This window comes from Spirochaetota bacterium (assembly GCA_026414805.1).
Taxonomy (GTDB): Bacteria; Spirochaetota; UBA4802; order UBA4802; family UB4802; genus UBA4802.
In genome coordinates, this window is sequence record JAOAIH010000081.1 from 1 (window position 1) to 12,628 (window position 12,628).

Consider the following 12,628-nt stretch of genomic DNA (forward strand, 5'->3'; position numbering starts at 1 on the left):
AAAAAACTATACCCGGTAACAATCAATATAATGATAAATATGGCCACGCCAATTAATATCTTTTTCATGGCAAACCTCCTTGTAGGTCATTATACACACTCTATATGTAATTGAAAGTATAGTGAAAAGATGTCATACTTTAATTTTTACATTGTGTAAAAAAGGAAGTCAAATATTTTGTTTTAAATATATAGTGCCCAGTAAATTCATTTTGAAAAACGTAGCAGCACTATCCTCCAAATACTAAAGGGACAATTTTTATGGTATCCCCATCTTTAAGTTTTGTGTGCAATTGCACACGCTTTCCGTTTCTAAAGAAAGCTACCTGAAGGCCTTTTTTTATTTTTATCTTTTTTGCTAAATCAGAAACCAGGACATCACAGGGCAATATAATTTTTTTCTTATTCAACTCTTTGCGCAAAATACCAACACCTTCTATGATGATACTTATATGTTCTTTCCCCATACTATAGCTGCTTCCTGCTCAAGACCATATTCTTTTAACGTTTCAATTGTTGCTACTCCTTCCTTAGAATCTAAATGCATTAATTCATAGAAACGTTGTTTCATGTTTTCAAAATTAATAACAATTCCTTGGGGCTCACCATCACGTGCAGGTTCTAACATTCGCTGAGTTAACGTATCATCACTTGCCCGCACACCAAGTCTGTGATTGATAAGCCGTTTTAAATGAAATATGCGCCAGCCAGCATGCAGCGCATCCTGTAATGTGTAATCATAACCGGCAACAGCATTCAGTATGTCTATCATTTCAGTAAACGACAGTGACCGGTTTGCATACTGGCAAAAACATGCACTGTTTTCTATTGAACCTATAGCCGCTGCCAGCACCATGGTTTCAGGTTTTTTTTCATCAGTCAATGCTTGTAAATCAAATTCAAAACCAATTTCAGGATAATTACACGCTCCCGTTTCCATAAAATGCATAGCAGTTGACACATGGCAGGCACCTCGTGGGGTAACGGCATATGCAAGTGCGTGGCCATGCCCTCCACCACGCGGATCATGCATTGGTGCTTCCAAACCTTTTGACTGTGCGGTATAGTTAATTGCATCTTTCCCAATACTTAGAGCAGCTGCTCTGCTCCCTTTAGCAAGCAATTGTCCAAGATGCCCTTGTTGTAACGCAATTGAGGGAATAATCTTGTTGATTACTGTCAGCATATCGCCCCATTGAAGCGTTAACCCACCTGTTTCTTTCTGGGTTAAATCACCTCGTTCAAATGCCTCCATTGCCCATGCGATGGTTGCTCCTGTTGATATTGTGTCCATGCCATATTCATTGCATAACCTTCCTGCTTTACACACTGCAGCTAAATCTGATGAGCCAAGCAGGCACCCCAGTGACACTACAGTTTCATATTCAGGACCGGGCCCTTCTGGTATAGTGAATGGCTCCTCATCAACTTTCACTATCCTTTTACATCCAATGACACAATATGCGCAAGTCCCCGTTTTGGTAAGGTATTTGTCCGTTAAAGTGCTTCCGGTAAGATTTTCTGCCATTTCTTCATTGAAATTTGATGTCCAGTTTTTGATAGGGACATCACCTGTATACATATGCCCTTCTAAATTCCCTGCTGACCCAAACTCATGGAGCACCTGAGATATGACATATTCCTTGATACGTGGGGTAAGTTCCTTAATAAGATTATCAATTTTTTTCTTATCGGAGTAGTTCATTGAACTCTTATGGGGTTCAATTACAATTGCTTTAATTTTTTTTGAGCCCATCACGGCACCTAATCCACATCTACCAAAGGCATGATGTGCATCGCTTAATATGCAGGCATATGCAACCCCATTTTCACCAGCAGGACCAATTATCAACGTTTTGCATCTATTACCATAGTTTTCTTTTATTCTTGAATAAGTATCACTAACAGTTTTTCCCCATAATTCATCTGCTGGAACTATTGTAATGCAACCCTCTTTAATATGAATGATTGACGGTTTTTCACACCCTCCCGTTACAATCAGACCATCATACCCTGCAAATTTCAACTGTGGCGAGAAATATCCTCCACATGAAGATTCTGCAAACACACCAGTAAGAGGTGAACGTGCTGCTGCACTCATCCTGCTTGTACCGGATAATGGCACACCTGCCAGTGGGCCATTCATAAAAATCAACACAGATTTTTCTGAAAAAGGTTCAGCGTTAAAATCAGCGTAATCCCAAAATAGCTTTGCAGCCAATCCACTTCCACCAATATATTTTTTGTATATATCTCCCTGTAACAGCACTTCATCTACAGAACGTGTTGTACAATTGATATATGCAACCTTTCCAGTATTTCCATACATAACACCCTCATTTTGTTACTATAAGGTCTTCTCTTCCCATTTCTTTAAGTATAATTGGGAATTGTTGGAATGTTGGTTTTATTACTGGCAATAGTTTGAGCATTGCTGTAACCTTACCACCCTGTTTTATAATACCTTTTGCCACTCCTGCTATTGGATTTTCAAGACCATGCCAAAAACGGTGTGAATGATCAGCAGGCTGCGATGACCATACATCAGCCTCAATATCACATTTGCCCAGATAAAAGGTACCGTAGTAACCTTCTTTTTGTGGTGGATTTTTTAAATCGATAGTTATCTCTGCATCAGGATCAGTATAAATAAATTTAATGACAATACCTGCTTTTGCTAGTTTTGAACCAATTTTAGGGTCTTTCAAAACATTATCCAGAAAATACCCATATATTGTATACAACTCATCTGTGTCTTTATAATACTTTCCCATAGCATCCTCCATGTTTAATTAAAAATAAATAATTAAATGATCATAAATCAGCAGAGATTATTTCCTCTGGTCAAATCGGCGGCCATACAACATACTGGCTATGCCAATTTTCAGCATCTGGATAGTGCCACCCGCAACACCCCAGGCCTTTGCATCCCTATACATCCGTTCAACAGGAAATTCCGTACTGTAGCCATATCCACCAAAAATTTGCATTGCAGTATTAGTAACATCCACAACCATTTCATTTGCATAGGCTTTTGCAAGTGATGCTTCATAAATTGACGGCAGCCCTCCACCTGCATTTGTTGCTGCTCTATACACAAGCAACCGTGCTGCATCAAGTTTCATTGCCATGTCCACAGTCATAAACTGTATTGCCTGAAATTCACATATTGGCCTTCCAAATGCCTCACGTTCCATGGCATATTTTTTTGCTTCAGCAAGAGCTCCTCCTGCAATACCTAAGCACATTGCAGCATTTCCGCATCGTTCTATATGAAAGGTTGCCATAAGCCTGTTAAACTCCCCTGGTTTTAACACAACATTTTCTTTTGGCACTTTAACATTATCAAAAAACAAATCACAGGAGGGCATGCCATGTAATCCCATATACATTTCCTGTTTCCCAAAACTAAAACCTTCCATCCCCTTTTCCACTATCACACTGCCAATACCTTTATAGCCCTTAATGTTATCAAAACGGGTGTATACCAGATAATGTGTTGCATGCCCTCCACCTGTAATAAATGCCTTTCTGCCATTAAGAATGTAACAATCACCATCTTCAATAGCATTGGTGCGTAATGCCGTTAAATCAGAGCCTGCTTCGGGTTCGGTCATACAGACTGATACACTAAATTCACCTCTGCATACAGCCGGTATTAATTTCTTTTTCTGCTCCTCAGTACCAAGAATATCAATGGCCTTGATTGGGCCTACATTAGATTCAAAAACCGGCGCTGCAATCATAGGGCTGTACTTTGCAAGCTCCTCGATTGCAATAATAGCATTGAGTAATGGCTGTCCTCCACCTCCATATTCTGGCGAAAGCGTCATGCCCAGAAGGCCAAGTTGGGCATATTTAGGAATTAATTGAAAAGGAAACTGGCAGGTTTTATCAACTTCTCTTGCTAAATCCTTAAACTTTTCCCTTTCTCCAAGATCATGAATGAGTTTAATCAGCATCTGTTGTTCTTCACTATAGGTAAAATCCATGTATAATACCCCCGATACTATAATTATGGTAATTAAATAATTTTTATCAGCTTGTTTATATCCTTAACGTCTTCAATGCTCATTACCATTTTGGCTAACATATCTACATCAACTTTTCTTTTAATAGCAAAACGACGTATTTTTTGTTTAATATCTTCAACACCCATTGGGTCTCGCGGATCACCTTTGGGTATATCCACTTGTTTTTGTAGTGTTTTGCCATCTTTAAGTTTTACTGTCACTCTGCTTGCAGTTTTGTCAGGATATACTGCATTTAAATCGTCAGCAGCTTTCACTGTTACCTTTTTTGTAAAATCAATTAATTTACTATCTCCAATTCTTTTTTCTGAAATCTGAGCGGGGCCTATCTCACCATCAAGTATACTTGCGCTGACCATATAAGGAATTGAAAACTGTGCAGAAACAAAACTGCTATTGTGTGATACATGCTTCCCCACCGCTAACTCAGCTATACCATATGTCTCTACAAGGATAGAATCAACATCATCTGGTTTGAATGCATGCTCTTTTACTAATTCCAGTGTTGCCTGTATTGCTCCATGTGTATGCCGGCATCCAGTATATGGTTTAATATAAATATCAAGAATTGTAAAATGCTCACCCAATTTATCAATAAGCCTTTCAGGCTTTGGCTCTGCTTTACTGGTAATTTGTGTAAAGCCGCCTTTAAGCTCTGACCCTTCAAATACTTTTGGGAAGCCCGTAATTCCATGTGCTGCAAGCCCTGCAGCCATAATTCCTGCACTTGCAGCTTGCCCACCCTGAACAATCTTTATGGTATATCCACCCATAAGATGTTCAGCCATTGATAGAGGTACAACATATCCTGCATTGCCTAACGCATTGAGCATAGCTTTTTCATCAAACTGCATGAGTTTGCCTGCTGCAGTTGCAGCACCAAACGTTCCGCATGTACCCGTTGGCAAAAAACCAGAAAGCGTATGGAATGGATGCACTGAAGCAGCAGCTCTATTTGCAACCTCGTAGCCAGCAACAATAGCTGTCAGAATACTTTTGCCATCTTTTTTAAATTTTTCACCAAGTGAAATTACAGCAGGCATAACGGCGCACACTGGGTGATTCCCTCCAAATCGCAAACCATCCTGAGCTTCGATAGCTTCAGCTGTCGTACCATTAACAAATGCTGCACTGAGTAAATCTGTCTTTAGCTGTGTACCCAGAATTGTTGCAGTGCCTCTACTGCCAGTTGATTTTATGAATTTAATAATATTTTTTACAGCATCTATCTCTAAAGAACCATATACATTGGCAATATAGTCAAGAAGGCATAATTTTGCTTTATAGATAACCTCTTGTGGGATGTCATCATAGGATAGCTTTGCACAAAAGTCCGAAAGTATCTTTGTATATTCCATACTTTCCTCCTTTGAAATTTGAATTTAAGTATGTCATTCTGAGGTCACAAAGTGACCAAAGAATCTTTTTATTACTACGATATAGATCCCTCCCCGATGTTATTGGGAACAAGATAACTGTATGCATATTTCTCCATTAAGACATCTTTACAACCAAAATGAATATCCTTTGAAATAATAATTCAAATCTATACATAGCCCCGCTTTTCATAAATCTTAATCATCCTGAATGGATCCAGAATCTCGCGAAGTGCTTTTAACTCTTCTGCACGTGGCGGTTCTGTTTCGTGGACATCATCACTTACCTCTAACTTCCAGGGAGTCAGTTTAACTACTTCATCTACGGTTGTATCTGGGTGATAGCTCTCTAAATAAGCCACTTTAGTTGTTTTATCAAAGCGCAACACTGCTTTATTGGTAATAATAACAGACGGGCCTGTATTGGCAGGTAAACCCCATTTTTCGCGGGCACCAGGCCCATCGATATATCCGGGTGTGGTTATAAAATCAACTCTTTCGGCCATATGGCGTGTATCATGAAGGGATATTATAAGAACTCTTTTGGCAAGTGAACCAATAGGATTTGCACCACCCGATCCGGGGAGTCTACTTTTCGGAGCGTTGTAGTCTCCTATGACTGTGGTATTAATATTTCCGTATTTATCCACCTGGCTTCCAGCAAGGAACCCAACATCTATCCAACCTCCCTGAAGAAACATGCCCATGACATCAACAAGCCCACCGATCATTGCAGCGCCGGGATTAAGACATGGATCACCCACTGATAGGGCAGGACGTGCTGGGCGTGCATCATATACTCCTGATTCCTGCATAAGTTTTGCATTAGGTGCATGTGTATATCGTGCAATATTTGCAGCCATTGTCGGGAACCCTGTCCCAACTATAACAATATCACCATCCTGAATTTCACGAGCACCACAACAGGCCATTAATTCTGGTTTAATATAGTCATTGGGATGTTCTGACATGGCAAACCTCCTTTAATACGCGTATGATACAGGGTAACTGTAATCAAACTTTGCCCAGAGCTTTTTAAATTGCTCATACCCAAATTTCTGTATGTAATGATTGATATATTCTGTTCTGTTTTTAACGCCAAACACCCATTCATCAAGAAACGCCTGAAAACCTTCCACAGTGTTTGATGCCTGCTGATAATAATATCCAAAGCTAAAATCAACATCATAGAATCCCGGTGTATAACCAGGATGTGCCCCAAATGGTTCTTCGGTTACCGCTACAACTTTGAAACCAGGAACAATAGTCCTGGAAGGGTCTTTCCCAACCATTTCACGGCTTACAATTCTTTCACAGCTTACTATCACCTTTTTTGCTGCATTTGCACCCCATTTGCAATCACCACCAATACCCCACATCTGTGCATTGCCTTCTTCATCTGCCTGTTGCACATGAATAATAGCTACATCTGGATTAAGTGCAGGCACAAGCATCACTGGACTGCCATCAAATGGCGAATCAATAAATTTATATTTATTATCACCCATAAATGATTTTATATTCATGAGGTCAGTACCTACCATATCTTTAACAGGTACAAACGGCATACCTAACGCACCCGCCATAAGCATCAGCGGCAATGATAAATTGGTATATTCTTCAAGTTCAATTTTGTGGGGAATGCCTTTTTCTATTGAGCGGCGGAAGCATCGTGCTAATCCATAAAGCCCTAATGAAATGAATGTGCTAATGAAGCGCTTCACGCATCCTGCTCCTATCAGCATATCAAAGTCATCCGCAGTATTGCTACGAACAACGGTCAAATCTTTTTTCTTCTGGCGAATAATCTCATGTATTGCTGCAAATGGTGGCCTGCAGATATACCCACCTATAAAAAGAAAGTCGCCATCATTAACATACTTTGCAATTGCCTCCTGTGTGGTCATGATTTTATTCATACTTTCCTCCAGAAAAAAGTATTTCTCTCATTAATGTCATTCAGTGATTAACCCAAAATATTCCCTTTTATATTAAAGATGATACATCAATTTCACGATGACTTTAAAGCACATATTTCCATCACATTTAAACTGTCGCAAGATGCGACAAAAACTAACACCTCTAAAAAAAGCTAGATCTTCATAGTTTATATTCAAATTCAGTTCGGCTGATTATCTCCTCTTGAGCTATCTCCGAAAGCCCTACAAACTCAGCCGAATACCCACTTACCCGCACAAACAAATCCCTATATTTATCTGGGTTCTTCTGCGCATCCCGCAAAATTTTTGAATCAACCATGTTGAACTGAACCTGCATCCCACCTTTTTCAAAATATGTTAAAATTAGGTATGCTAAATGTTCAGTTTTAATTTTATTCCCATTGAACCGCATATTGAGATTGGCTCCATTGTATATTTTAGTCAACGGCAGCTTTGTGATGGAATTCATTATGGCTGTTGGCCCTGAAATTGCATTCCCGGTTGTAGGGGTAAGCCCATTACCCAAAACATCTCCGGCATGGCGGCCGTCAGGAGTTGCCCCTGTAAAAGCTCCAAAACTTATATGGAATCCAACCACAAACACACCGGGCCAAAATCTTCCACCCCTGTAATTCTTATGACTGTACACTGCATCACAAAAATGCTCAAGTACCTTTATCCCTATTGCATCAACATCATCATTGTCATTGCCAAACTTTGGTATTTTTCGTAAGAAATATATTCTTCTGTCCTCAGCTTCCTGCCAGTCATCAGAAACCCATTGTGCCAGTTCACCTATAGAACAGTAATGATCATCAAATACTGCTTTCTTCACTGCATATAAGCTATCAACAACATTAGCAAATCCAATCAGCTGTACTCCGGTAGAATTGTATACGGCTCCACCTGCTGTGAGGTCTTTTCCCTTCTCAATACATCCATCAATCATTATCGAGGCAAATGGTGATGGAACATTTTCTGCAATGGTTCTGTCCAGTACCTCCATGCCCCGTGTCATCTGCTGCATAAAATGCTTTACCTGTGCGTCATATGCATTCCACACATCATCAAATGTTGTGAACGTTGTAGGGTCACCTGTTTCAATCCCACTTCTATATCCAAAAATATTATCAATGCCATTTGATAATGCAAATTCCACACATTTGATACCGCTGAACTGCACCGCAAAAGTAGAACCAAAACATTTTCCCTGCGCATTTGGCTCCACACACCCAACCAGTGCATAATCGCGTGCATCCTCAAGGGAATGCCCTGCATTAACTAAGGTTTCAATCACCGTCTCATCATTAAAAAAGTGCATCAATACGCCATCACGTGCATACTCTGCTGCTGTGGTTAAAAATTCTTTTGGAGTTTTCTTTGAAATCCTCACACTAAAATTTGGCTGAACAGTTCGTATATCAGCATACGCATCAAGAACTATATACGATAGCTCATTAGTAGCATCATTACCATATATATCAATACCACCAATGGTCACGTTCTGTGTGGTTTTACCCTCAGTTCCCTCTCCACCTGGGATATATGCTTCCTCCAGCACATTCCATATTTCATTCATTTTAATAAACAATAGCGAAATCAACTCACGAGCTCTATCACGAGTAATAATCCCATTTGTATAATCTCTTTTAAAAAATGGATATAATATCTGATCAATTCTGCCAATCGAAACCGAATTCCCTCCTGATTCAATCTGCGTAATAAGATGTATAAAATACAGCGATTGAACAGCTTCATAAAAAGTTTGTGCAGGATGTTCGGGCACCTTTTCACAAATACGTGCGATTTCAATCAACTCCTCTTCACGTTTCTTGTTTTTTGTTTTTTCAGCCATTTCCCTTGCTTTCTTGGCATATCTATTAGCAAATGCTATCGCCCCCTTACATGTACGTATCATTGCATCATACAGCAGCCACTTCTGGTTAGCTTCTCCCTTCGTTTCAAGCTCATTCATCTTTTGTTCAAGCTCAGCAATAATTCCTTTTAAGCCACGCTGTAGTACTTTTGAATAATTCATGGTGAAGTGACCTATTCCGTATGTTATCTCAAGCATCATGGTGAAGATATATTTATCCATATCTTCCATCACATCCTCAGGCAATCTGCTTTCAAAAATATCCTCAACTGTCTTGCCACGCCAAAAAGGAAGTATTTGTTGCGACAACTCCTGCTTTTCTTGCTGAGTAATTAACGCTCTCTGCAATAAACGCTTATCAAAATTTTCACAATCGCCTTCAATCCAGCGTGATTTGTTTTCTGGAAAAAGTGGTGCCCCTTTTAATTTTGAAGTCCTGCATCCAACAATAAGCTCATCATCACGGATAATTACACTTATATTATTTAATATATGCTCAAGTGCCAGGCTCATTCTGGTTACTGCAGGTTTCTCCCAGTGCTGCATCATGGATTGTGTCAAATACCGTGCCCGTTCAATGCACACTTCCTGTGGTGCATTGATAATACGCCAGCGCAATCTATTGACCCTGTCAAAATCAGTATAATCGGGAACTATTTTCCGTAATGTTTCCATACATTACCTCCCTTTGGCTTTACCATGCATTACCTAAAACACAGTAAACCGAAATTTATTTAATCAAAACCACATAGAACACATATCGTTGTTATCGTGGTTTGATATCCATGTAGTTAATTAAGATAATGTCCCGTAACTTCACAGGTAAAAAATTATTAAGCCATAGGAAAAATGTGCTCTTAAAATCAATCTGGTTGTACAGTTTAGGATTCTTTGACAATATAACTTTAAGAATCTTTTTTGCAGCAAACTGAGGGTCAGGAGCTGTTTTAATCAATTCATTATCTCTATTTATAAAGCGTTTGACTCTGTCAAAATATGGTGAATCAGATGATGGCAGCCAGTGAATTTTTGCTGCAAAACGTGTGGATACCTGTGCAGGCTCAATAATTGCTACCTTAATTCCAAATGGTTCCACTTCATAGCGTATAGATTCTATTAAGCCAGTTAAGGCAAATTTTGTTGCAGTGTATATTGACTCAAAGGGGAAAGGGATTCTGCCAACCAGAGATGACATCGCAATCAATTTGCCCTTTTTCCAATTCCGCATGTAAGGAATAAATGACTTGAATACAGCTGCTGCACCAATGACATTTATCTCAAAACATTTTAAAGCTTTTTCCAGATCAATCTCTTCAAAAGGACCAAAAAAGCCAATGCCAACATTGGAAAGCACTGTATCAACTTTTTTAAATTTTTCTAATACCTTATCGCGGAACTTTGCTATACGCCTTCTATCCGTAATATCAAAATCTTCTAGGTAGAAGTTAGCGTTGTCTATGGACCCTAATTCTTTACGGAGAGATTGAAGCAACTCTTTGTCTTTATCAAAACCTGCAATAGAATGGCCTCCCCTCACAAGCATTTTGGCAACTTCTCTTCCCATGCCATCGGCAATGCCGGTTATTACTATAACATCCCCCATATCCTTTCCTCCAATTTATAGATTTTTTTATAATTTTTTTCAATATAGTTAAGTTATTCAGCATAATGCTTTTTATACCACTCCCCCATTTGCCTCATGGATTCTTTAAAATCTGGATATATGAACTTAAAACCTGTTGATTTTAACTTTAAATTATCTACCACATAATCATTATATAAATACTTTACAGCATCATATTCAAGATCAGGTATTTTCCCTTTTTTTGCTGACAAATACCCATCAATTTTAGCAGCTACTTTTATTATTGATAGTGGCATGTGCATACGCGGGGGTTTCGTCCCAAATACTAAAGCTGCTAAACGCAGCGCTTCTTCAACTGTAGGATGAGAATCATCTGCAATATTGTACGCCTGACCTACTGCTCCTTCAAATTGGGAAAGATGCACCACCGCTGCAGCTACATCCTCAGCACGAACATTAGATAAAAGCTGTCTACCATTGCCAGGTATTGCACTAATCTTAGTAGGCCGTGAAAATACTTTCCCCGCTCCATCATTGCACCGTGGGCCATATACGGTACATGGTCTTGTGATAATTGCAGGAAGTCCCTGCTTTATCTTTTCCCACACAATATTTTCTCCATCACGCTTGCTTCTACCATATGCATCCTGCGGATCACGCGGACTTTCTTCAGTAAAAGGAACTCCTTTATAATAACCATACACACTGGTTGAACCAACATGTACATAGCATTTAACTTTATTGGCAAGTGCCAGCGTTGTTATTCTATCTACTCCCTCAACGTTGGTATGATACAGCACTTCGTATGGTGTAGAAAAATTACATATTGCTCCTAAATGAAAAACTCTATCCACACCACCTTCAAAAAGTTTTGGGAGTGTTTCGGGTTTTGTTAAATCGGAAGGTACAAACTCAACGCCCAACCTATCAAAAAAAGAGGTATCTTGGCGAGGCCGTGATGTTGCACGTACTTTTACACCCTGTTTTGCCAGATATTCTACAAGATGGCTCCCCATAAACCCCGCAGCACCGGTAACAAGGGTAATTCCATTATAACGTATCATACTTTCCTCCATTACTGCAACGAATGCATTATGCTTTTTTTGCCAGCACTCCTTCTTTTTCTTTTATTATCTCCTCTTTAGCCTTTTTTAACCATTCTAGGTACATCTCATTAAATTTGACACCTAGATCTGCAATTAATCTGACATACACGCTTTGTTTTCGCCATCGTGACAGGTTTTGCGTTCTTCTTCTTAGTTGTTCCTCATATAGTTGTATCTGTTCATCGATTATCTCCACCGCACGGTCTGAATCTCCAAATCCAAAAAAAGCAAAACGTAGTAGAAAAGGGTCACGTAATAGCATCTGCTTCTCAGGCGATGAGTGGAGCCACTGTGCAAAATCTTTTTTACCTTCTTCTGTTATGCGATAGCACTTTTTATATGGTCCCCCATCATCGGAAGGCACAACTTCTGTGACTTCTATCAACCCGCTTTCCTCAAGATCCTTTAAACTGGTGTAGATCTGGCCAAAGTTGATTGTCCACATATGTCCAAAGTTTTTTTCGATATGATCCTTTATCCTGTACCCATGCATATCAGTGTAATGGAGAAGACCAAGTATCGCGTATTTTATCGACATGTAGCGTTCCTTTACATTTATTATTTTTTAACTATATAGAAAGTATATATATACTTTATATATAGTGTCAAGCATTTTTTCAATTTTTCCCAAATTTTTTAATTTGAATACCCTAATAAATAAATAGTCATATTTCAGATCATTATTGCTTTGGAAGAGCAGCTAGCAGAATCACCT

Annotated in this window: 11 protein-coding genes; all 11 read right to left on the reverse strand. The window is 39.2% G+C overall.

What is annotated here, in order from left to right:
- Window positions 1-229: 229 nt before the first annotated feature.
- On the reverse strand, window positions 230-466 hold the full coding sequence (locus N3F66_13135; protein ID MCX8125088.1) for a MoaD/ThiS family protein: 237 nt from the start codon (window positions 464-466) through the stop codon (window positions 230-232).
- On the reverse strand, window positions 448-2,328 hold the full coding sequence (locus N3F66_13140) for an aldehyde ferredoxin oxidoreductase family protein (protein MCX8125089.1): 1,881 nt from the start codon (window positions 2,326-2,328) through the stop codon (window positions 448-450). The genes N3F66_13135 and N3F66_13140 overlap by 19 nt, the downstream gene beginning before the upstream one ends.
- Before the next feature lie 7 nt (window positions 2,329-2,335).
- The gene (locus tag N3F66_13145) at window positions 2,336-2,773 is read right to left on the reverse strand and encodes a hypothetical protein (protein ID MCX8125090.1); all 438 of its coding nucleotides are present in this window, start codon (window positions 2,771-2,773) and stop codon (window positions 2,336-2,338) included.
- Window positions 2,774-2,830: 57 nt separating this feature from the next.
- Entirely contained in the window at window positions 2,831-3,991 is a 1,161-nt protein-coding gene (locus N3F66_13150) for an acyl-CoA dehydrogenase family protein (protein MCX8125091.1), read from the reverse strand.
- 32 nt (window positions 3,992-4,023) lie between these two features.
- Window positions 4,024-5,388, reverse strand: coding sequence for an MmgE/PrpD family protein (locus tag N3F66_13155; GenBank protein ID MCX8125092.1), 1,365 nt, complete (start codon window positions 5,386-5,388; stop codon window positions 4,024-4,026).
- Between the two features lie 188 nt (window positions 5,389-5,576).
- The gene (locus tag N3F66_13160) at window positions 5,577-6,377 is read right to left on the reverse strand and encodes a CoA-transferase subunit beta (GenBank protein ID MCX8125093.1); all 801 of its coding nucleotides are present in this window, start codon (window positions 6,375-6,377) and stop codon (window positions 5,577-5,579) included.
- Between the two features lie 12 nt (window positions 6,378-6,389).
- The gene (locus N3F66_13165) at window positions 6,390-7,325 is read right to left on the reverse strand and encodes a CoA transferase subunit A (protein MCX8125094.1); all 936 of its coding nucleotides are present in this window, start codon (window positions 7,323-7,325) and stop codon (window positions 6,390-6,392) included.
- Window positions 7,326-7,506: 181 nt separating this feature from the next.
- Complete coding sequence (locus N3F66_13170; protein MCX8125095.1) at window positions 7,507-9,897, reverse strand: formate C-acetyltransferase/glycerol dehydratase family glycyl radical enzyme; 2,391 nt, start codon at window positions 9,895-9,897, stop codon at window positions 7,507-7,509.
- A 91-nt stretch (window positions 9,898-9,988) separates the two neighbouring features.
- Entirely contained in the window at window positions 9,989-10,825 is an 837-nt protein-coding gene (locus N3F66_13175) for an SDR family NAD(P)-dependent oxidoreductase (GenBank protein ID MCX8125096.1), read from the reverse strand.
- Between the two features lie 53 nt (window positions 10,826-10,878).
- Entirely contained in the window at window positions 10,879-11,871 is a 993-nt protein-coding gene (locus N3F66_13180) for an NAD-dependent epimerase/dehydratase family protein (GenBank protein MCX8125097.1), read from the reverse strand.
- A gap of 28 nt (window positions 11,872-11,899) precedes the next feature.
- On the reverse strand, window positions 11,900-12,451 hold the full coding sequence (locus N3F66_13185; GenBank protein ID MCX8125098.1) for a PadR family transcriptional regulator: 552 nt from the start codon (window positions 12,449-12,451) through the stop codon (window positions 11,900-11,902).
- Window positions 12,452-12,628: the final 177 nt, after the last annotated feature.